The following is a 21,794-nucleotide window of genomic DNA, read 5'->3' on the forward strand; positions in this document are numbered from 1 at the left end:
AGGATAATAGTGGGGCTATTTGACGAAGAAGCAGGAATTTTTAGACCAATTTATCGCAACCGCAGTAGGGTAGTCTATTCTCGGACAGGCTCCTAGGAACCTGTCGGACTTAAGACCATTTCGGCCTGAAATCCAGAAAGCGCGGCATATCCTCAACAATGCCTGCTGAGCCGGGGACTGTGGGACTTTAGCAACACGACTGTTAAGACTGCTCGCTGATTGCCTGTAAATTGGCATAAGCCATCATCAACCATTTACTCCCTTCTGTATCAAACTGCACCTGGATACGTGCCTGTTTTCCTTCCCCTTCATAATTGACTACCACGCCTTCACCAAAAACATCATGGTGGACACGCTGGCCCAATGAAAACCCATCGCAAGAGGATGAGGCAAAGTCTTTCTGGACCGCCACTGGCCGGGTCAACTTTCCACCGAGACGAACTTCCTGAAGCAGTTCACCCGGCACTTCCTTAATAAACCGTGAAGGGCGGTTACGGGTTTCGGTGCCGTACAAGCGACGGGTTTCAGCATAAGTCATATAGAGTTTTTTCATGGCGCGGGTGATACCCACGTAGCACAGGCGGCGTTCTTCTTCTAAATTGCCTTCATCCAGTGACATCTTGTGGGGAAAAAGCCCTTCTTCCAAACCGGCTAAAAAGACCAGGGGGAACTCCAGCCCTTTGGCAGAGTGCAGTGTCATCATTTGCACACTGTCAGTAAATGGGTCTGCCTGGCTTTCACCGGACTCCAGGGCGGCGTGGGCAAGAAAGGCTTCCAGCGGTGACAGGGGAGCGTCGCTGTCATCAAGGTCAATATCATTACTATCAAAACCACGGCAGGCAGAGACCAGCTCTTCCAGGTTTTCTATCCGCGCTTGACCTTTTTCTCCTTTTTCTTTGCCGTGGAATTCAATGAGCCCGGTCAGGGTTAGCACATTATCGGCCAATTCACCCACATCCAGCTCATCCGCCGAGGCGCTCAGGGATTTCACCAGTTCCACAAAGGCTTGCATGGACTTACCCGCCTTACCCTGTACTTGCCCCTGCTGAATCAGTGTATTGATGGCCTCCCAAAGGGACACGCCCTGATTGCGCGCAACTTCCCGGAGCTTTTCAGCGGTTTTTTCACCAATACCCCTGGGTGGGATATTAATGACCCGCTCAATGGCGGTGTCATCACCGGGATTATTAACAAGGCGCATATAGGCCAGAGCATTTTTAATTTCGGCACGTTCGAAAAAGCGTTGCCCGCCGTAAATGCGGTAGGGGATAGCAGCGCGTAACATAGCTTCTTCAAGAACACGGGACTGAGCATTAGAGCGGTACAAAACCGTTATCTCAGCACCTTTAACCCCGTGTTTGATGGCCTCTTTAATCCGGTCGGTAATAAACCGCGCCTCATCCATTTCGTTAAAACCGGCAAACAGGTTGATGGGTTCACCTTCATTGCCCTCAGTCCACAGCTCTTTACCGAGGCGGTCGGGATTGTTTGCAATCACCGCGTTGGCCGCTTTCAAGATGGTGCTGGTAGAGCGGTAGTTCTGCTCCAGTTTGATGGTGGTGGCTTTGCTGAAGTCTGTAGAAAATTGACGGATATTTTCAACACGAGCGCCCCGCCAGCCATAAATAGACTGGTCATCGTCCCCCACCACCATGATTTTATCCTGATCTCCGGTTAGCAGACGGAGCCAGGCATACTGGACGGCATTGGTATCTTGAAACTCATCCACCAACACATACCGGAAACGCTCCCGGTAATGTTGAAGAATATCCGGGCGCTTTAACAGCAACTCATGGGCACGCAGTAATAACTCAGCAAAATCCACTACGCCCATTTGCTCACAATAGTCATGGTAGGCGCGATACACTGTCAGCATGGTTTTCTCAAAGGCGTCATAACCCGGCTCAATATAGTTTGGCCGCAAGCCTTCATCTTTTTTGCTGTTGATGTACCACTGTGCCTGACGAGGTGGCCATTTCTTGTCGTCCAGCTCCATGGCTTTCATCAGGCGTTTAATGATGCGAAGCTGGTCATCACTATCGAGTATCTGGAAATGCTCGGGTAGCTTGGCATCGCGATAATGGGCACGGAGCAGCCGGTGAGACAATCCATGGAACGTACCCACCCACATACCCCTGGGGGACATGCCCAGAAGAGACTCTATTCGCGAGCGCATTTCTGCTGCCGCTTTATTGGTAAAAGTCACCGCCATAATGGCGTAAGGTGAAATACTTTCTGCCTGAACCAGCCAGGCAATACGGTGCACCAGTACTCGAGTCTTGCCACTGCCGGCACCCGCTAGAACCAGCAGGGAAGAAACGGGAGCTGTTACCGCTTTGCGTTGGCTATCATTGAGGGAATCCAGAATGGGGGTGACATCCATAGTATTGTTCAGTGTCTGTAAAAGAAAAATTAAGGTTGATTCTACAATAGGTTCTGGTGAAAGTGGCGGATTTACCGTTTATTCACCCCAGGGTTGTTCTTTACACGGTGGATGAGTGCTCCAGATTCGATACCCTCAGCCGTTTGCCTGAGATAAGTGGCAAGCTATTATTTTTTCACTTTTTATTCCCCTGACTCTTGTTTTGCGCACACATCCAGCCAGTTTTCTACGCGCAGTCCCGCCACACGATCAAATTCTCGGCGGTTATTGGTAACTATGATTAACGCTTCACTTCGTGCATGAGCGGCAATGTGTAAATCATTAACCCCTATTAGTGTACCCTTTCTCTCCAGATCCGCGCGAATATCACCATAATGGGCTGATGCCTTGCGACCGTAGTCCAGTACCTCAAGACCACTCAAGTAACACTCAACGTTGTACATGTTTCTTTTGGGGTTAGCACTTTTTTCAGCCCCATGAATGAGTTCGGAGAGTGTAATTGAGCTGATAGCCATTTGTTCATCATATTGATTAAATACATCCATTAGCGCCACTGGCCGACGTTTAATAATGTAGATAGAAATGTCGGTATCGAGCATATACTTCAGCATTAAAAGCTCTCCCTCTCACGCTGCTGTTGAGACGCCCTTTCCTCCATAAAGTCATCTGTTACCCCTTCGTCAGGGTCAGCCATGAAAAAAGCATCCCACGTGCGGCCAACAGGTGAAAGAATACGATCATTACCACGCACCCTGACACGCACTTTTTTGACATCATCAGGAAAGCGGGTTTCAGCCGGAAGACGGACCGCCTGAGTCCGGTTGTTAACAAAAACAGTGCCTTTAGCCATGTTGTGCCTCCTCTTATGAGCTATATACAAAGTATATATAGCAGCATTGTATACAGCAAGCGTATATAGTTCAAATGATGCGAGCCTCAACCCTTTTGCAAGATACAAGCGCCTTATCAATGATTTGAGCCAAATCCGGCTATTATTCGGCTCAAAAATTGCCGTTTTCTGAGCCGAATAATTCACCCGCAATAACAGCCACTTTCTGTCATTCATGGGAGTAAAACCGTTATTTTTTACCTGCTTTCCAAATCAAGCAGTTTCTTTTTCCAGGACACTAGACCTGAAATCGCTATGCAGGCGAAAACGATAAACTGTATCCCTGTCAAAGGGAGTCCTTTGTAGGTATACAAAGGAATAGATGACAGATTGCAGCCAATCCAACAATACCAATGCTCCACTTTCTTCAGCGCCATTAAGTACATGCCTGTTATGGCAAATGCCGTTGTCAGAGCATCCCATGCTGGCACGTCACTATCGGTAAAGCGGCGCAATATGATCCAAAGCAACACGAATGCGCCTAGCAGGGTGAACAAACTGATCATTTTCTGCTGCTTTGAACTTTTGCTTATGGGAATTTGGTCGACTCCGGTTTTTGTGTTTTTCCAATGATACCAACCGAATAGGCTCATCAGTAAGCAGTAGGTATTGATGCCAGAGTCGGCGTACAATTTGCACCGATAGTCGATGAAAATATACAAGGTCACACTGATGATGCCGAATGGGTAAACCAATATTTTTTCCTGTTTATTAAACCAGACACTGAGTATCCCGGTAATAACAGCCATAAACTCAACAACTGAAGTTTGAGACAATTGTTCTAAAATCTGCGTCCAAATAGCCATTCACGTAAAAACCTGTCAGAGGATTTGACGAACCGGAACAAGGGACATTGGCTGACTCCATATCCCTACGCCCGGTTAAGCCTGTGATGTCTTCTATCCGTTTCCGAAAGTAAAGTCTGTTGCCTTAAGTCCGACAGGCTCCTAAATTTATTGGAGGGATACCCTTTTCTCAGCCCATTGCCGTGGAGAAACAATTTTAGACCGTTCAGGCCCAACTCAAGGAACGACTATGCCTGTATCCAGATTAAATACTGTTAATAAATTACCAACGGCTACTCCCCCCACAGCAGCACAGGGAGCACCTGAACGTAAAGGGACATTCAGGGGAACGGAGGTGTCTTTTGTTACCTCTGCCCAAGGGAATCAGTTGCCACCTTCACATAGCAGCGACCAACCTGCAAAAAAGCCCGTTCTAAGCCGACGCGCAAACATCATCAATGCCATAAAATCCATTGTTAGCCGGATCTTCCGTGCATTTAAAAATCATCCCCTTACCCTGAGATGGAGAAAACATCACCCGGTAAATCCGAATCATCCCAAGACTCACTCAGCGCAGAAAAAATCTGCCAGTAACGTCAGCATTGCCCCAAGGATGGTTCATATGAAAGAAATACTCCCACCCCTGAGTGAAAATATTGTTTTTATCAACAAGGACGCTGGCTTAGCTTTAATACATCGGATGACAGAAGAAGAAAAAAGACTGAACAAAAAAATCAGTCTGTCCAAAGTCATCGCTAAAATAAAGCACATTGCCGCTTTAGCGAAACCCCGTTATTTCGGCAAAGCTTATCCAGGCAGAGGGTTGCCTGACTCTCTGCTGGAAAAGTATAAAAACCCGGCGTTGATTATTGTTAAAGGCTATGGTTCAAACCCTTTTGGTCATGCGTTACTGGGGTTCGAATCCCCCAAAGGTGAACGCTTCTATGCTCAAATCAATAATCTCTATGCCCACCCGGATCACATGACAGAAGAAGAATGCGCAAAGTATATGGCAGAAGAAGCAGGCACCATTCGCCTGGAGTATCGTCCGCCACTGAAAGCCTCTCGAGCGCAGATAGGGGAAGATCATAAAAAAATGCAGGAGGTGATCCAAAAGTACGCGCAGAAAAGATGGCAATGGGGAGGGCCTGTCCACAATTGCTACAACTACGGTTTAGATATTCTTGAAGCTGCCGGCTATGATATTTCTGCCTTGAGCGACGGTATTTTCTATCTACCCACCGATGCCATAAAAGCGGCTGAGAAGAGGAGTGTAGCAAGTCCCATAACCTGAGCCATCAATAACTGTATCAAACTAATGCCAGAAGAAAAGCGGGTATTTCATCCACAGGATCAGGCGTTTCATTGAGACAAAGGCCATACTTCAGCCCCCCTTAATATGCTTGAGGTTGGAAGGAGGAGGTTGTCATGTAATTTGTATCAGCGCCCTGGTAACTCCATAAAAGCACAGATGAAACGGCAACCAGATAAATAATATTACTTACTCATCTACCCTGCCATCACTTGTCCTGAAAATCGTCAGAAACCCAGAAACCCAGAAACCCAGAAACCCAGAAACCCAGAAAAAAAGACGATTGGTATAACACCGAACTCTATGGTTAGATAACCGCCAATATAAAGGCAGAGACATGCATGAAAGAGCAGCAGTTTGACGTATTGATTGTCGGCGCGGGAATGATCGGTAGCGCAATGGCTAACGCCCTCGGTAGTGCCAACTTGAGCGTTGCTCTTTTTGACCAGAAAGCCCCTTCTCCTTTTAACCCTTCGTCCTTACCCGATATAAGGGTCTCAGCACTGAGCTACGCGTCGGAACAAATTTTAACACAGCTCGGTGCCTGGAAGTTTATGCAAGCCATGCGCATGTGCCCTTATCAGCAAATGGCTGTGTGGGAAAAGCTCAGCACCCCTTTGGCACGGGGACCAAACCGGATGAATAAAACCCTGTTTGATGCGGCTGATATCGGGCACCCGCAATTAGGGTTTATTGTTGAAAACAGCATTACCCAGCGCGCTCTGCACCAAGCGATGAGCCGATACCCTGGCATCCGCTCTTTCTGCCCAAACGTTATTCAGAGAATAGACCCAGGTGCCGACCAGCCATCAATCACCCTGAGTGATGGCCGCCGATTCACCGGACAGGTTATCATCGGTGCCGACGGCGCCAATTCTGCCGTCAGACAAGCCGCTAATATTGGTTTGAACCGGCAAGACTACGAACAGCAATGTCTGGTGGCCACGGTGGAAATTGACGCACCACAAGCTATTACCTGGCAGGCGTTTACCCCCACAGGTCCTGAGTCCTTCCTGCCACTACCGAGCGTTGGTGGCAGGCACTATGCGTCCGTTGTCTGGTACCATCACCCAGACAAGGTCGCCGCGTTAAAATCGCTGTCTGACCGAGACTTTATTACGACACTGGCACAGACCTTTCCAGCCGAATTACCTGCCATCAAGCAGCTTCATGGACGTGCATCTTTCCCCCTGGCACGCAGACACGCGCAAACGTATTACAAGAAAGGTGTCGTGCTCGCTGGCGATGCCGCTCACACGATTAACCCTTTGGCAGGACAAGGGGTCAATCTGGGGTTTCAGGATGTAGCCTGGCTTGCGGAGATACTGGTTGATGCCCACCGCGTGGGTGAAGACATTGGCAACCCCGACGTATTAGCCCGTTATGAAAAAAACCGACGCCCTGACAATCAACGCATGATGACCATTATGGATGGCTTTTATCATACTTTTAGTAATGATCACTTCCCCCTGAAAGTTATTCGTAATATTGGCTTAACCCTGGCTGGTCGCTTTACGCCCGCGGTCAAACAGGTCATGAAATATGCTATGGGACTTTCTGGTAAGCAACCAAGGTTAGCGCAAGGGCTTCCGGTCACCTTGCGTTAAACCCTCATCGCAGCAGTTTGAATATGTGACTAGTATCACTCCTGTATATAGCAAATAATAAGGGCTACTATGAAAGGCGTTATCTCAGCAGGTTTCCGACTTACCGCTCTGGCTTCATTTGGGTTCTGGTGGGCATGGTTGATTGGCGGCGCGGCCTATTACTATTTTGTTGAACAGGCTTCATTGTGGTCATCGTTGACTTCCGGCGCAGGTATCAGCCTGTTTGCGGCAGTCTGTGGCGTGTTCAGTGCGTTGTTCTCTGAAGTGGTATCGAAAAAATAAAAGTGTGAAGTTTTATCCTATGGCGCCACTTATATCCCATGGTGCCACTTATTGGGGGTTCTGGCTTAGTATCATGCTGGTGGCAGTGTTTTATGATATTGACGACACCTCCTGGCGTTTTGAGCCTGAATTTACCCCATTATTGATTGATGCTTGCGCACGAGCAAGCTAAGTCAGGGCGTGTATACTCACACCATGCCTCGGGCACCTTTGGGCCTGGCTAAAATTAATGACGCTCTATTTCAAGCCGGTTTTGGTTGAGTAAGCCATCTTTTTATCCACGAGGAAGGGCTCGAAACGGCGCAACCATTACTTCACCCTGTTTATGGGCGTGATATACCTTTATTCTTTCTTACCCGCCTTGAACCCTACGGAATGATCATGCGCGACTATGATAACATTATCCATACAGGCCTTACTGGTCGTCTGTTGCTGGAAAACTCTCTGCTGAACAAAGGCACTGCTTTCTCAATGGAAGAGCGCAGCGAGCTGGAGCTACACGGGCTGCTACCACCTAAAATTGAGTCCCTTGAAGAGCAGTGCCGCCGTGCTTACAAGGCATTTTCGGTCAAGCCAACACCTATCCTGAAACATATTTATCTTCGCTCACTTCAAGATACCAATGAGACGCTGTTTTATGCCCTGATCCAGCGTCACCTGCAAGAAATGCTGTCGATCATCTACACGCCTGTTGTTGGTCAAGCCTGCCAGCGGTTTAGTGATTTATACCGTCGCCCTCGAGGACTTTACATCGCCTACCAGGAGCGTGACCGCATGCGCAGCATGCTGGCTAACTTCAAGCGCAATATTGAAGTGATTGTTGTCACCGATGGCGAGCGTATTTTGGGTCTTGGTGATCAGGGCATTGGTGGAATGGGCATCTGTATTGGCAAATTGTCTCTCTACAGTGCGGTCGGAGGTATTGCGCCCAACCAAACCCTGCCTATTTTGCTCGATACTGGCACCAATAACGAAAACCTCCTCAAGGACCCTAATTACCTGGGCTGGCGCCATGAGCGTATTGGCGACGATGAGTACTACGCGTTTGTCGACATGTTCATACAAGCCCTCAAGCATCGCTGGCCAAATGCGCTACTCCAGTTTGAAGACTTCGCGATTAACCATGCAACGCCCCTGCTGGAAAAATACCATAATGAGCTGTGTTGCTTTAACGACGATATTCAAGGTACAGCCGGGGTTGCGGCTGCCACTTTGTTAGCGGCTAGCAAGTCTGGCGGCAAGAGCATTGAGGATATGCGGGTGGCTTTTCTTGGCGCGGGTTCTGCCGGTTGCGGCATTGCTGAGCAGATTGTCCGCCTTATGGTGGGCAAGGGCTTGTCTGAGGAGCAAGCCCGTACCCGGATTTTTATGGTAGATCGTGATGGTTTGGCGCACAACCAAATGACGGGATTACGCCCCTTTCAGCATAAACTAGCACAGACGTACAATAGAATAGCAAGCTGGTCTGACGGTGGTTCTGTCACCCTTGAGGATGTGGTTACTCACGCCAAACCCGATGCCATTATCGGTGTCAGTGGACAACCTGGTCTGTTTACGCGGAGCATCGTGAAAAAGATGGCTGAAAACCATGAACGCCCGATTATTTTTCCCCTGTCGAACCCAATCAGCCAGGTAGAGGCTTTGCCGGACGATATTATTCACTGGACGAAAGGCCGGGCATTGATTGCCACAGGTAGTCCGTTTGAACCCGTTCTTTATCAGGGGCAGTCGTATCCTATTGCCCAGTGCAACAATATTTATATTTTCCCGGGGTTAGGGCTGGGTATTTTGGCATCCGGTGCCACCCGGGTCTCTGATAATATGCTGGATGCGGCTGTGCAAACGTTGGCGACATCCTCACCAGCACTGACTACTCCCGATGCCCTGTTACTTCCGTCGATGAAACATATTCAGCAAGTGACTACTCACATTGCCTTATCAGTTGCTGTTCAGGCTCAAAAGGATGGGCTGGCTGACCCCTGTGACCGCTCAGAAATGGAACACCGCATTCGTGAACGTCAGTGGTCGCCAGTCTATCGTCGTATGCGTATGGCCCATAGCTAGCCCGGATATTGACACCGATGTATACAATAGCCCGAACAGTGGCCCGAACAATGGCCCGAAGTTGGCTCAACCTGTGATTTTGTATGTTAAGGACAAGGGCTTTAGGTGTATATTCCGCCACAGGTTTAGCCGGGCATTCAGGAGAATATCATGACGACCTGTGTTGAAGTTTGTGTGGATAGCTCTGAATCTTTACGTCAGGCACTATTGGGTGGGGCAAACCGTATTGAGTTATGCGCTTCCCTTCACCTTGGGGGACTCACACCCAGTGATGGCTTCATGCAGCAGGCTGTCCGTATCTCAACAGTGCCTGTTTACGCCATGATTCGTCCACGACAAGGTGATTTTCTTTACTCAGATGATGATATTGAAGTCATGCTGTCAGATATCCATGGGGCAAAGCAAAGAGGGCTGGCCGGCATTGTTGTGGGAAGCCTTACACCAGAAGGGTTTGTTAATGAGGCCATACTCAGGCAGCTTGTCAGGGCTGCTGATGGCATGGGGGTAACATTTCACCGAGCCATTGATCAGTCCCGCAATCCCATGGAAGCACTGGAAATTATTGCTTCCATCGGCTGTGAGCGTGTGTTGACGTCAGGTTGTGCCGAGAGCGCGCTTGAAGGGGCAACTGTTATTAAAGATATGGTTAACACTTTCGGCTCTCACCTGAACATTATGGCAGGTGGTGGTGTTACTGCTGAAAATGTGCGGGGTATTATTGCAGCGTCAGGGGTTTCTGAAGTGCATTTATCAGGAAAAACCACCCGCCCAAGCGGTATGACCTATACAACAGCTGATGCCAGTATGGGCGCTGTAGATGTCAATGACTACAGTATTGCCGTTACCTGCGCAAAAAAGGTGAAAGCCGTTGTCAGTGCATGTAACAAGTAACCCTGTTACTCAGGTTCGCCCGCTTCCTCATCGGTTGCCGCTTCCTCTGGCTGAGCGTCTTCACTGCTACTTTCTTCAGGTTCGGGCGCTAAAGAAGTCTTTAGCACCGGAATAACCTCCTTATCCAGGTAGATATCCATGTCCTTTAGAAAAATTGCTTTGATCGCTTCAAGGTCGGCACTGACATCGTCATCACTCTCGGTATTGCCAGAGCGAAACATCAACGCGAGTTCTTCAACAATGGCATGCAGCTCATTACCCAGTTTTTCCTTAATCTTTGGGAGGGTCAACCCTAACTGAATTTTGAAGGCAGTTTCTTCAGACATAATCGTCACCTATCTATGGACAATAACAAGTGAGGAAATAACAACGTGTCTTTCACTATAGAAGGTGTATGGCCTGAATAGGTGAATTTCTTTGTAAAGACAGCGATGGAAAAACAGCAACCCGTTGTCCATATTATTGGTGTTGGCTTGTTGGCTGGCACAGTGGGCACAGTGGGCACAGGAAGAAAGTGTAAAGGCAGACGACAGCGAGTGATTTATTTAATCACCACCCCTGTTTCATCGCACTAACCCGCTCCACATTGGAAAGCACGGTCTGACAAGACTCCCAGTCAATATCCTCAACCTTGCTGTATTTCTCATCGAAAGGGTGCTGTGGTTTTACACCATCAATCAGCTTTGATGCAGCATCAATTTCCCCAAGCGCAATATCCACCCAGGCATCTTCCAGCACATCCGGAATCTGGCCAAATAGTTCATGAATATCTTCAAGGCGGTCTGACAATAAATCATGCACCCTGTCTTCTACTGAATCTCGGTAGCGCATATTGAGCAGCCGAACGGTATCACGCAATTGCCCAATACGCTGAATACGGCCTTTACGCTGTCGGGATGAATAACGGTGGATCACATGTGCCTCATTAAAAAAGGGTTGAGTGTCGGGTTCATGGACAGTGTTGTAAAGCCAGACGCATTACAACATCCCGGAGGACAGACCGGTAAAGCGCACCGGCATCATAAACTGCCGTAAACCGGGAGGCCATCAATACTCCGGATCATACTTCCAGGACAGGGCAGACAGTTCATCCAGAGCAGATGACCGTTTGATATCCATAGCCGTTTTATAGTCCATCAAATCCTGATAGCGCACCCGGCGATGACGCCCGACCTTGTGGTGGGGGATTTCCCCCTGCTCCAGCAACCTGACCAGATAAGACCGGGAAACATTGAGAATATCCGCTACTTCTTCGACGGTGTGCAATGCCTGTTTATCTTTGATCGTCATGCTAGGCCGTGGCTCAGGCTCATGTTGAAAAATATGCCGCAGCTGGCCAACCACATCAAAGGATTGTTTTCCGTCAATATGGGTTTGTAAATCCGCATCAACCTTGCCCCAGAGAGGGTCAAGTACGACATCAATGCCATGAGTCCTTGCCAGCTTGGCCACCGGGACAAAGTCGGCATCACTGGCCATCAAGACAATGGTGTCAGCATAGCGGTTCAGGGTTAGCGTGGTGATATAAACCCCAATACGGGTATCCACCCCTTTTTGTTGCACGCTGAAGTAAAAATCATCATTTCCCAGATCGGAAAACTGCTTTTCCCGTGAGAGCAAATCTTTGAGAACTTTATCCTTGATTTGCCACTGCCCAGAATTAGACAGCTTTCCCATACGCAGTGCCAATTTACGGAAGCTTTTTAATTTTTCATGCAGCGCAGTTTGAAAGAGATAATCCGGCTCAAGCCTGCAATTCTTGGTACCCGGTGTGAGGTGACCCGGAGCCGGTAGTGGGAATCTAAGCTGCTTATCCAGCGGCGGGGCATCATAGTAATAGATGCGGTAGAGTTCGTCCCGTTTCAGTGCTTCTTTATGCTTTTTTACCAGATGGTAAATAATGGTAACAACGTGCTCTGGTTTAAGTTCGTGATGCGGGAAATACTTTCGATGGAAGAAACGAACACGGCGAATAACGTAACCACCATCAATAAAGAAGGCTATTTTGTGTTTGTGCATACATCCCCTGAAACGCAAAAAGCCTGTAACCGTGGCCATTCACTAACTATATGAACGGGCACTGTTACAGGCCTGATGCTAAATGTATAGCAGCCGGGGCTGAATATGCAAGTTTACGTGACTTTCAGCCCGGTCCAATCCGTTGATGTCTTACCACGCCTTGCTACTTTATGCTGCCAAATGCGGTGATTATCACACTACAATGGGAGTGGAGTCGATAAAAGACAGCCCTGTAACCCCATAGAGCGCCTGCTAAGATAGACTGTCAAAGGAAGCAATGATTGCTTCATCAGCTCCACAAAACGGTTGTAGGAAACGAGGTTTGGAAAAGCTTCAAGCTGGTATTTACATATGAAACCCTTGTAGTAGCTCTTGAAATTCCGGTAAGCGCTTTGATGGAAGTGCACAACAATAGTCATGACCTCACTAAGTGAGAGCTTGGATCGGTATAGAGGCTTAGAGTCATTAGATATAAGCCGCTTATGCCATTATGGTTCAAAAATAAGGCAGAAATCATCAAGATCACAGAATAAACTCATCAAAGACACAGCGCTCTGCTCACTAACGACCTGTTTTGGCATACAAAGTCTAGATGAGTGAGGGGGGCTGTGTCTCATTTTACTCGTCGAACTCACGTTATTTAGGCTGGCTCGGGTATTGAAGTTTTTTTAAAACACAGATTTCCTGTTTCTCTTGAAATAGAAATTCCTCTTTCGCTGAGGCTTTCGATAACATCATGTAAGTCAATGTCTGCCATGCATGTATTATTCGCTATAGCACTTCTTAGGACCTCAGCATAAACATGGCTAGCTGTCGTCTTCTCATTTAAGGTGATGCTATCCAGTGTTTCATTAATCATTGATTTTGTCTCTGCAAAATAAAGTTCCTGATTTTTGTTAATGGTCTCTTTTTTTACAGTTACAATCAGATCCAAAGTTGCTACTTTTTCATGTCCAGAATTAAGGCCTTTGACGCTCCGCTGACCTTTATCGAGTATAGATACCTGTAGAGGCTTACCGATAAAGCCAGCATTTCTTATAGCTTGTTGTGCAATAGACCAGATATTACCCTTACTATTACCGAAAACAATAGAACATACCCCGCCTGGTTTCAGTACTCGATACGCTTCACTAAAAGCGCCTGTTAATAGCTCTTTATAGCGTACAGCAGAGGTCGCTTTGAGCTCTTTGCCACCAGTAGTACGCATGACGGCTTCGACTTTGTTGTTTGTTGTATTGTTTAGCCAAGCTTCTTGAAATAAATTCATATCAGCGTAGAAAATATTGCTGCCGAACGGTGGGTCAGTGAATACATAGTCTATAGAATTATCGCTCACATGCCTCAACTCATGAGCTGAAGCTATTACGTACTCTTGTGTTGTTCCCTTATGCTGATAACCAATAAAATTATCTGACTTTATGCATGCTGTAACTTTCCTTTGGAATAAGTCGTAAATATTCCACTCGTAAAATACTGGTGCTATGTAGTAGTTCTGGTTAGCGGCATTAAGGGGAGCTTTATAGCTCCATTGGTAGCGCTTTGAGGCTCTTGGTAGGATTGCGGTAAAGCAGAAAAGTAGTTTCTTTCTTAAAAAATCATCTTGTTCGGCGTTAATACGGTTCCATAGATCAAACAGAATAATAGCGTTACGGTGAGAAAAGAAAAGCTTGGTTTCAGTGAGCCCCCACTTTTCAAGCGCTGAGCGGCGATACATTTCACGATCAGAAGTTATCTCATTATTAGGTATCTGATCTAGAATATCTGTAGCCTCTGCTTGACTGATATTCTCGTAATCAAGCTTATTGAGAGGTTGCTCTACTTGCTTCTTTTCGCCTTTGACGGCTGTAAATACAGGTACTTCACCAATTACGGCTGAGGTTTTTTTCTCGAACGAGTGTTGGCAATGAGGGCATTTTATCTCTGATGACTTCCAGCCTGCGGACTTGAAACTCTCATAATAATTGATGTCACCTTCACATCCGTTACAGCGATAAACAAAGCTCCATATTGTACGTATAAGTTCTACGGCTTTATTGTCGCTTTCTCTAATAGTTTGGTAAAGATCACCTACTTCTCTTCGCGAAGCGTTAATGATTGCATTAGCGGTTTCTTGAAGCTCGGAGGGGTTAACTTTGGTCAAGTAACCCTGGCCGATGTGTTTACCCAGTATAGAGATATCACTAACGCACGCGTTTCTACCGCACATTCTGCTGGCTATAGCAGTCATCCCTGATCCTGCAAACATATCAAGTACATTTCCTTTTTCTGGAGCATACTCCTCAATAGCGTTACTGTTGATTATTTGGAAAAGATAGCTCAACCACTGGATGTTACTCTCGAGGACATTGTAAGTAATGACTATGAGCAACCAAAGTCCGATATTGACAAGCTTAATGCCTTATTTCCTCATATCAGAAAATATCAGGAATTAGCCCTTAAAAACGGTATTAACGACATATTTCAGGATAACGGGGGTAAGCTTTTACAGGTTCTATTGATAACAGGCTTGGAATATCTGCCAGGGAGGGAAGGGAATGATGCTAAAGATCGGCTTGGTAATGAGTATGAGTTGAAGTCTGTAAATATTAATCTGACAAAGTCATTTTCAACACACCACCATATGAACCCAAAGATTATTGAGAAATACCGGTTGGTTGATTGGGTTTTTGCTGTTTATGAGGGGATTGAGTTAAAAGAAATTTATAAATTAACACCAGAAGACCTTGAGTTTTACTACGATAAATGGAGAACCAAATGGCATGCTTCTGGAGGAAAAGATATTAATAACCCAAAAATTCCTCTTAAGTACGTCCAGACCCATGGGCAGTTAATTTTCAGAATGCCTGAAGATCACCAGTTATCCCTTCACCCAATAGTTTAAGACTTTATTCGGCCTGAGTTCGCAACAGGGGCGAAGCTGGCACAGACCCACAAGCCTTGGCCTTCATGCCTGCCGTGCGGCTTATTGCTGCTCAATGGCAATATGACCATGGGTAACTAAATAGGGCTAAGCCGCTATCTCCTGCGCTACCTCCCGCCAGTCCACCTGTCCTACAGCGTGACTTAGGAGCAAGTCTTAACAATTTGAGCGAAGCGAGGATCAAGGAAAACGGAGAATAAAAAATCGATTTTTAGCGGCAAGTAGCCCGCTGTTTAACCAACAAAATCGCCATTCTAACCCCGTTTACTCCCAGGCCACAACAGCAGCACTGACCCGGCTTGTGCCTTAAGATCAACGCATAGTGACAAACTCTTCGGCGCTGGTGGGGTGAATCGCAACCGTGTTATCAAAATCCGCCTTTGTTGCTCCCATTTTCAACGCTACAGCAAAGCCTTGCAGCATTTCATCAGAACCCAGGCCGATGCAATGAATCCCTACGATTTTTTCTTCAGCACCCACTGTTACCAGTTTCATCTTGCTTGGCTGGCGGTGTTGGGTGAGTGCGCTGTACATGGCTGTAAAGCTACTGGTGTAGACTTTCACATTGTTATCACCGTGCTGCTCACGGGCTTCTTTTTCAGAAAGGCCAACAGTGCCAATCGTCGGATGGCTGAACACGACAGTGGCAACATTGCTATAGTCTAAATGCTCACCTTCTTTGTTATTGAACAATCGCTCAGATAAGCGACGACCGGCAGCAACTGCCACAGGAGTAAGCTCTACCTTACCGATATTATCCCCAACGGCATAAATACCCGGTACATTGGTATTTTGAAACTTGTCCACGGGGATATAGCCCCGTTCATTGATTGCTACCCCGGCTGCCTCAATATTTATGCCGCTGGTTTTTGGTATACGACCAACGGCCCAGATCAGGGTATCAACATCAAAGGTTCGACCATCTTCTGTATGAACAGTCAAGGTGCCATCCGATGCTTTAGTGACTTTAGAGGGAACAGCATGGGTGTGCAGTTGCGGACCTTCTTTTGCCATGACCTCTACCAGTGTGTCAGAGAGCATGTCATCAAAGGCACGCAGGGGTTTGTGCTTTCTGACCAGTAAATGGGTTTCACTGCCTAGCGCATGGAGCACGCCGGCCAGTTCAACAGCAATATAGCCAGCACCAATAACGGCTACACGCCGAGGACGATCGGTAAGCGCAAAGAACCCATCAGAATCAATACCGTATTGAGCACCCTCTATTGAAGGTATTAAAGGCTCTCCCCCGGTAGCAATGGTAATATGGTCAGCGGTGTAGTGTTTGCCGTTCACCTCAACGGTATCGCTATCAATAAAACGTCCATAGCCGTTTAAAACGGTCACCTTATTATTGCCCAACACCCGCTCGTAAGAGCCATGGATACGGCTGATATAGGCTTCTCGACTCTCCACCAACTTGCCCCAGTTAAAGGCTTTGAGCTGCTCCTCAACACTCACGTCAAACCCATAATCAGGGCCATAACGCAATGCGTCAGCAACCTGACCTGCGAACCACATGGCTTTTTTAGGCACGCAGCCCACATTCACACACGTTCCGCCAAGGTATTTTGCCTCAATCAGCCCGACCTTCGCGCCGTACATTGACGCACGGTTCGCAGAGGCAATACCCCCACTGCCAGCACCAATCACCAGATAATCGAAATGTTGCTCTATAGCCACAATATGCCTCCCGTCAGATGCAGATAAAGACCCTATTATTGGGGTAATTGAGGATAGATACCAGAAGCGGCTCCAAGTGTCTCTCCTTTTAAAAACGATACCGGCGTTGTTCCCAAAGGGGCAGGAATGATCGACGGTTGGTATTATCCCTGGCTTCTCACTTTAAGCATCTCCTTAAACGTGTTCGGATCAAGATAACCCCGTTTCATAGCGCTATTGTGTGCCTCATCCACTGGAGCTTCGGGATGCACAAAGGTAATAATGCGTGAGATCCAGAAGCGGAATGCTGCCAGACGAAGCATCAGGGGCCAGGCCTTTTGCTCTTCAGCCGTCAAAGGGCGGACTGCGGTGTAACTGTCCAATAGCACCGTTGTTTTTTCAGTGTCGAGCATTAGCCCATCGTTGCATAAGCACCAGTCATTGGCAGTTACCGCTATATCATACACCAGCAGGTCATAACAGGCCTGATAAAAATCAATCACGCCAGTGAGGGTATCGTCAGCAAATAACGTATTGTCATGGAACAAATCTCCATGAACCAACCCTTCTGGCAGCGGTAGCAAAGCCGATAACGCCTGCCTGATAGCTTGCCACTGCCCCTGCATGAACAGAGCGTCTTCTTCAGGAAGCAACGGGAAAAGGCGTTTTTGCTGTTGATCAAGCCAGTTAAGACCACGCTGGTTTTTTTGTTTTAACGATGAGCCCATGCCCGTTTTATGGATCTTTCCCAGCATCCCCCCCACCTGGTGAATATGGTGAAGTGTCAGCGACGAAGGTGGCTTGCCTGGCAAGCAGGGAACGATAAGAGCAGGCTTACCCTTTAACTGATGGAGGGCATTGCCCTGTTGATCCCGAACAGCTGCCGGTACGGGAATGCCCGCTGCCTTTAGTTCGTCTGTATAGTCAATAAAGAAGGGAAGGCTATTTTCTGGCAAGTATTCAAACAGCGTCAGCACATAGCGGGATGAACATCCTTCAGCGTCAATATCAAGAAAATAGTTAGTGTTTTCTACCCCACCGTCTATACCTTGATAACTGACCAGTTTACCCAGGTTATAGTGTGTGAGCACAGAGGTAATATCCTGTTGGTTGAGCCGGGTGTAAACAGCCATATTCTTCCCGCTTTTTGTTCGTCTGAGTGACTGGTGGGCAATAAATTCCCCAGGAGCCTGTCGGGCTTAAGCTTTCGAGCATGAAATTCAGTAGAGCGAGTCAGATTTTTCGATGGATTTGTGCGAATAGTTGACCTGTTTAAGCAAATTCATCGGAAAATATGGCCGCTCTTTCTCACGCTTTCTGGATTTTAGGCCGAAATTGCCTTAAGTCCGACAGGCTCCCAGCATCAATAACCATCTTTCATGGTTTTTGTCTGACTGTCCAAACATTTACGTTAGTTCCAGGTAACTATTTGCCAGGAAGGGATCAACCGTTCTGGCTGATCAGGGCGTACCAGGTAATTGGGATCGTCAGCAGGAACCAGAAAGTAGGACGGCCCGATTTTGGGGATAACATGAAAACCGTACAGTTGATCACTGATGCGGTACTCCTTGATCGTTCGGTTATCACCTTCGCGGATAATAACGGCTGTGTCGTGACGAGCCTCCAGCTCATGAGGGGTTAGTACCCTGGCCGAGCGGTTAACTGTCTGCACTGTCTTTTTCTTGCCAGCTACCCCTTTTTCAGGGCTTGAGGGCTGGCTATTATAGATACCGAAGCAGCCTGCCAAAACCAGCGGGACGACAACCCCTAACAGATGGTACTTCATGGCAGACCTCAGCATTTGTAAACTGGCTCCCTAATTTTATCCTACTTTTAGGAATTTACCCGATAATGTCTGAACAAATCTCCACCCCACTAGTACTCGTTGATGGTTCCTCTTACCTCTACAGAGCCTTTCATGCATCAGAGCGTGCCAACCTGCGGACTGCTGACGGCCAGCCTACCGGTGCGATCCGGGTGATGACGACCATGCTGAAAAGCCTGATGCGAGATTATCCTGACAGTGACGTGGTGGTGATTTTTGATGCCAGGGGCAAAACCTTTCGCCATGCTATTTATGCCGATTACAAAGCCAACCGTAAACCCATGCCTGATGATTTGCGCTCTCAGGTAGCGCCTGTTCATGACGTCGTTCGTGCCCTGGGTTTACCCCTTTTAGCAATTGAAGGAGTGGAGGCAGACGATGTGTTGGGGACGCTGGCACTGAAAGCCACCGAGAAAAAAATCAACACGATAATAGCCACTGGCGATAAAGATATCGCCCAGCTGGTCAATGAACATGTCACGCTGATTGATACGATGAAAGGTGAAACACTGGACCGGTACGGCGTTATCGATAAATTCGGATTACCCCCTGAGCTGATTGTCGATTACCTGGCATTAATGGGGGATACCAGCGACAACATCCCGGGCATGCCGGGGGTTGGCGGTAAAACCGCACTGGCTTTGTTACAAGGACTCGGAAGTATTGATACGATTGCAGCCAACCTTGATAAAGTGGCTGGCCTGGGCTTTCGTGGCAGCAAGGGCTTTGCTAAAAAATTTGAGGAACATAAAGAGGTTGTCCTGCTTTCCCGCTCTCTGGCGACCATCAAGACGGATGTCAGCTTACCTTTACCCCTAGAAGCACTGACTTCAAACCCTGTAGACAATGATGCGCTTTTGGCGTTGTTTAAAAAATTTGAATTTCGCTCCATGATTCGAGAGCTGGAGGAAGAAAAAGACAGCCATGAAACAACGACCGCTCCGGCTGTTGACTATGACATTATCACGGAAAAACCCCTGTTTCTGAACTGGCTGGACCGACTGAAAAAATCGGGTTTGTTTGCCTTTGATACGGAGACAACAGGGCTTGATTATATGGCAGCCTCTCTGGTTGGTGTGTCGTTTGCGTGTGAACCGGGAAAAGCTGCTTATGTGCCCGTTGCCCACGACTATATAGGAGCACCTGATCAGTTAGACAGGACATGGGTGCTGTCACAACTCAAGCCGTTACTGGAAGACTCTGCCCTTAAGAAAGTTGGGCAAAACCTCAAGTATGACCAGAATATTCTGGCAAGATATGACATTCATTTAAAGGGGATGGCTTTTGACACAATGCTAGAGTCGTATGTTCTGAATTCCACAGCCACCCGCCACGATATGGATAGCCTTGCTAACAAATACCTGGGCATTACTACCATTTCCTTTGAGTCTGTTGCTGGAAAAGGTGTTAATCAATTGACGTTTAATCAGGTGGATCTTGAAAAGGCCGGCCCCTATGCAGCAGAAGATGCTGACGTCACCCTGAAGCTGCACCAGGTATTATGGCCACAGGTGGAAAAAGAAAATACCCTCAAACGTGTTTTTAACACCATTGAAATGCCACTCGTTGATGTCATTTCCCGTATCGAAAGAAACGGCGCGCGGGTTGACAGTGTATTGTTGGAGCAACAAAGTCTGGCCCTTGGCAAGCGGTTGACTGAATTGGAAAGGCTGGCCCAGGAAGAAGCCGGCGAAGCCTTTAACCTAAGCTCCCCCAAGCAGCTACAGGCACTGTTATTTGATAAGCTGGGGCTGCCTGTGCTTAAAAAGACCCCGAAAGGCCAACCGTCCACAGCGGAAGAGGTATTACAGGAGTTAGCGCTGGACTACCCGCTTCCCCGATTGATTATCGAGCACCGCGGTTTAAGTAAACTGAAATCGACCTATACGGATAAGCTACCCCAGATGATTAACCCTGACACAGGGCGAATTCATACATCATACCACCAGTCAGGAACGGCCACTGGACGATTATCCTCTTCAGACCCCAATCTACAGAATATTCCTGTCCGCACAGAACAGGGGCGCAAGGTCAGGCAAGCATTTATCGCGCCTGAAGGTTATCAACTGGTGGCAGCCGATTATTCTCAGATTGAGCTGCGCATTATGGCCCACCTCTCGGGGGATAAAGGCTTACTGGCGGCTTTTGCTAAAGGTCTGGATGTCCACAAAGCAACAGCGGCAGAGGTCTTTAACATGCCACTGGATGCTGTCACCAAGGATCAGCGTCGCAGTGCCAAGGCTATCAATTTTGGACTGATTTATGGTATGTCAGCTTTTGGCCTGGCAAAACAACTAGGCGTCTCTCGTCAGTCGGCGCAGGCGTTCATTGATGTCTATTTTGATCGCTACCCCGGCGTTCTGGAGTATATGGAAAAGACAAAAGCCAGTGCCAGAGAAAAAGGATATGTTGAGACACTGTTTGGCCGACGGCTCTACCTTCCCGATATTAATGCACGCAACGGTATGCGTCGCCAGAGCGCGGAAAGGACAGCTATCAATGCCCCCATGCAGGGCACAGCAGCAGATATTATTAAAAAAGCCATGTTAGCAGTGGATCAGTGGTTGTCAGCCAGCGCTCTGGATGCACGTATGATTATGCAGGTACACGATGAGTTGGTTCTGGAAGTGGCTGAGGGTGATCTTGCGTCATTGCAGGAGGGGGTTCAATGCGAAATGGCCTCTGCAGCCAACCTTGATGTGCCTTTGTTGGTTGAAGTTGGCGCAGGCAAAAACTGGGATGAAGCGCACTGACACTATTTTTTTCACTTTTTTCAAAAAAAATTTCGTGTAGTGGGGAACTATCTTCAAACACGGGAGTCAAAGGAACCATGAGCAGTCATTGAGACGCTCATAACTCCTTGTGTGTGTGTTTGTTGGCAAATTTACAGCCCCTGTTCCCCCAGTGGGCTGTCCCACAACCGGTTACCCTTTCCCCCATAGGTAGCCGGTTTTTTTTACTTGTTTTCAATAATTTTTTGCTTTTTTCATCACTTTGCTGACAAATTTGCAACCCTGTTTCCATAGCGCTATGTACCCTGAATGACGCCCTCACCACCACAGGTAAACCGTTTGATAATGGGGTGAACAAGTGGCTCATACTCCTACAGCCCTCCCCTCCAAAGGATAAAGAATTCAAAATCATGCGTTTTGCTAACT

At 47.6% G+C, this 21,794-nt stretch carries 21 protein-coding genes; 9 read left to right on the plus strand and 12 right to left on the minus strand.

What is annotated here, in order from left to right; translation table 11 throughout:
• Positions 1-202: 202 nt before the first annotated feature.
• From uvrD to pnuC, 4 genes are all read right to left on the minus strand, one after another.
• Entirely contained in the window at positions 203-2,383 is a 2,181-nt protein-coding gene (gene uvrD / locus V4C51_RS09550; RefSeq protein ID WP_330925929.1) for a DNA helicase II, read from the minus strand.
• A gap of 182 nt (positions 2,384-2,565) precedes the next feature.
• Positions 2,566-2,994: a type II toxin-antitoxin system tRNA(fMet)-specific endonuclease VapC gene (gene vapC, locus V4C51_RS09555; RefSeq protein ID WP_330925930.1), complete on the minus strand. Its 429-nt coding sequence runs from the start codon at positions 2,992-2,994 to the stop codon at positions 2,566-2,568.
• A complete protein-coding gene (gene vapB / locus V4C51_RS09560; protein ID WP_330925931.1) occupies positions 2,994-3,233 on the minus strand; it encodes a type II toxin-antitoxin system VapB family antitoxin in 240 nt (79 codons plus the stop codon). The genes vapC and vapB overlap by 1 nt, the downstream gene beginning before the upstream one ends.
• 236 nt (positions 3,234-3,469) lie before the next feature.
• The gene (gene pnuC / locus V4C51_RS09565; RefSeq protein WP_330925932.1) at positions 3,470-4,078 is read right to left on the minus strand and encodes a nicotinamide riboside transporter PnuC; all 609 of its coding nucleotides are present in this window, start codon (positions 4,076-4,078) and stop codon (positions 3,470-3,472) included.
• A 229-nt stretch (positions 4,079-4,307) separates the two neighbouring features.
• On the opposite strand from pnuC, the gene V4C51_RS09570 reads away from it, so the two are divergent.
• The 6 genes from V4C51_RS09570 (at position 4,308) to V4C51_RS09595 (ending at position 10,213) form a co-directional block, all read left to right on the plus strand.
• Positions 4,308-5,351 carry a hypothetical protein gene (locus V4C51_RS09570; RefSeq protein WP_330925933.1) on the plus strand — a complete coding sequence of 348 codons (1,044 nt, stop codon included), beginning with the start codon at positions 4,308-4,310 and terminating at the stop codon, positions 5,349-5,351.
• Positions 5,352-5,710: 359 nt separating this feature from the next.
• Positions 5,711-6,976, plus strand: coding sequence for a UbiH/UbiF/VisC/COQ6 family ubiquinone biosynthesis hydroxylase (locus V4C51_RS09575; protein WP_330925934.1), 1,266 nt, complete (start codon positions 5,711-5,713; stop codon positions 6,974-6,976).
• Between the two features lie 69 nt (positions 6,977-7,045).
• Positions 7,046-7,258: a hypothetical protein gene (locus V4C51_RS09580; protein WP_330925935.1), complete on the plus strand. Its 213-nt coding sequence runs from the start codon at positions 7,046-7,048 to the stop codon at positions 7,256-7,258.
• Positions 7,259-7,277: 19 nt separating this feature from the next.
• Positions 7,278-7,430 carry a hypothetical protein gene (locus V4C51_RS09585; RefSeq protein WP_330925936.1) on the plus strand — a complete coding sequence of 51 codons (153 nt, stop codon included), beginning with the start codon at positions 7,278-7,280 and terminating at the stop codon, positions 7,428-7,430.
• 209 nt (positions 7,431-7,639) lie between these two features.
• Complete coding sequence (locus V4C51_RS09590) at positions 7,640-9,322, plus strand: NAD-dependent malic enzyme (RefSeq protein WP_330925937.1); 1,683 nt, start codon at positions 7,640-7,642, stop codon at positions 9,320-9,322.
• A gap of 150 nt (positions 9,323-9,472) precedes the next feature.
• Positions 9,473-10,213, plus strand: a complete 741-nt coding sequence (locus tag V4C51_RS09595) for a copper homeostasis protein CutC (protein ID WP_330925938.1) — start codon at positions 9,473-9,475, stop codon at positions 10,211-10,213.
• Between the two features lie 5 nt (positions 10,214-10,218).
• On the opposite strand, the gene V4C51_RS09600 is transcribed toward V4C51_RS09595, so the two are convergent.
• Positions 10,219-10,539 carry a hypothetical protein gene (locus tag V4C51_RS09600; protein ID WP_330925939.1) on the minus strand — a complete coding sequence of 107 codons (321 nt, stop codon included), beginning with the start codon at positions 10,537-10,539 and terminating at the stop codon, positions 10,219-10,221.
• Positions 10,540-10,620: 81 nt separating this feature from the next.
• On the opposite strand from V4C51_RS09600, the gene V4C51_RS09605 reads away from it, so the two are divergent.
• Complete coding sequence (locus V4C51_RS09605; protein ID WP_330925940.1) at positions 10,621-10,788, plus strand: hypothetical protein; 168 nt, start codon at positions 10,621-10,623, stop codon at positions 10,786-10,788.
• Here the strand turns inward: V4C51_RS09605 and V4C51_RS09610 are convergent.
• The 3 genes from V4C51_RS09610 to V4C51_RS09620 form a co-directional block, all read right to left on the minus strand.
• Positions 10,763-11,128 (minus strand): hypothetical protein, encoded by a 366-nt coding sequence (locus tag V4C51_RS09610; RefSeq protein WP_330925941.1) that lies wholly within the window; start codon positions 11,126-11,128, stop codon positions 10,763-10,765. The genes V4C51_RS09605 and V4C51_RS09610 overlap by 26 nt on opposite strands.
• A 132-nt stretch (positions 11,129-11,260) precedes the next feature.
• Positions 11,261-12,232 (minus strand): excisionase family DNA-binding protein, encoded by a 972-nt coding sequence (locus V4C51_RS09615; RefSeq protein WP_330925942.1) that lies wholly within the window; start codon positions 12,230-12,232, stop codon positions 11,261-11,263.
• Positions 12,233-12,872: 640 nt separating this feature from the next.
• Positions 12,873-14,552: a hypothetical protein gene (locus tag V4C51_RS09620; protein ID WP_330925943.1), complete on the minus strand. Its 1,680-nt coding sequence runs from the start codon at positions 14,550-14,552 to the stop codon at positions 12,873-12,875.
• On the opposite strand from V4C51_RS09620, the gene V4C51_RS09625 reads away from it, so the two are divergent.
• Positions 14,535-15,113 (plus strand): PDDEXK family nuclease, encoded by a 579-nt coding sequence (locus tag V4C51_RS09625; RefSeq protein ID WP_330925944.1) that lies wholly within the window; start codon positions 14,535-14,537, stop codon positions 15,111-15,113. The two genes, V4C51_RS09620 and V4C51_RS09625, sit on opposite strands and share 18 nt — an antisense overlap.
• A 351-nt stretch (positions 15,114-15,464) precedes the next feature.
• Here the strand turns inward: V4C51_RS09625 and gorA are convergent, their stop codons facing one another.
• The 3 genes from gorA to V4C51_RS09640 all read right to left on the minus strand — a co-directional run bounded on the left by gorA (position 15,465) and on the right by V4C51_RS09640 (position 18,597).
• Complete coding sequence (gene gorA / locus V4C51_RS09630; protein ID WP_330925945.1) at positions 15,465-16,832, minus strand: glutathione-disulfide reductase; 1,368 nt, start codon at positions 16,830-16,832, stop codon at positions 15,465-15,467.
• A 143-nt stretch (positions 16,833-16,975) separates the two neighbouring features.
• Positions 16,976-17,944: a homoserine kinase gene (locus V4C51_RS09635; RefSeq protein ID WP_330925946.1), complete on the minus strand. Its 969-nt coding sequence runs from the start codon at positions 17,942-17,944 to the stop codon at positions 16,976-16,978.
• Positions 17,945-18,222: 278 nt separating this feature from the next.
• A complete protein-coding gene (locus V4C51_RS09640) occupies positions 18,223-18,597 on the minus strand; it encodes a DUF2782 domain-containing protein (protein ID WP_330925947.1) in 375 nt (124 codons plus the stop codon).
• A gap of 65 nt (positions 18,598-18,662) precedes the next feature.
• Between V4C51_RS09640 and polA the strand changes: the two genes are divergently transcribed.
• Positions 18,663-21,389: a DNA polymerase I gene (gene polA, locus V4C51_RS09645; RefSeq protein ID WP_330925948.1), complete on the plus strand. Its 2,727-nt coding sequence runs from the start codon at positions 18,663-18,665 to the stop codon at positions 21,387-21,389.
• 97 nt (positions 21,390-21,486) lie between these two features.
• On the opposite strand, the gene V4C51_RS09650 is transcribed toward polA, so the two are convergent.
• A complete protein-coding gene (locus tag V4C51_RS09650; RefSeq protein ID WP_330925949.1) occupies positions 21,487-21,735 on the minus strand; it encodes a hypothetical protein in 249 nt (82 codons plus the stop codon).
• Between the last annotated feature and the right edge of the window lie 59 nt (positions 21,736-21,794).

The organism is Candidatus Sororendozoicomonas aggregata, assembly GCF_031528575.1.
GTDB classification, from domain to species: Bacteria; Pseudomonadota; Gammaproteobacteria; order Pseudomonadales; family Endozoicomonadaceae; genus Endonucleibacter; species Endonucleibacter aggregata.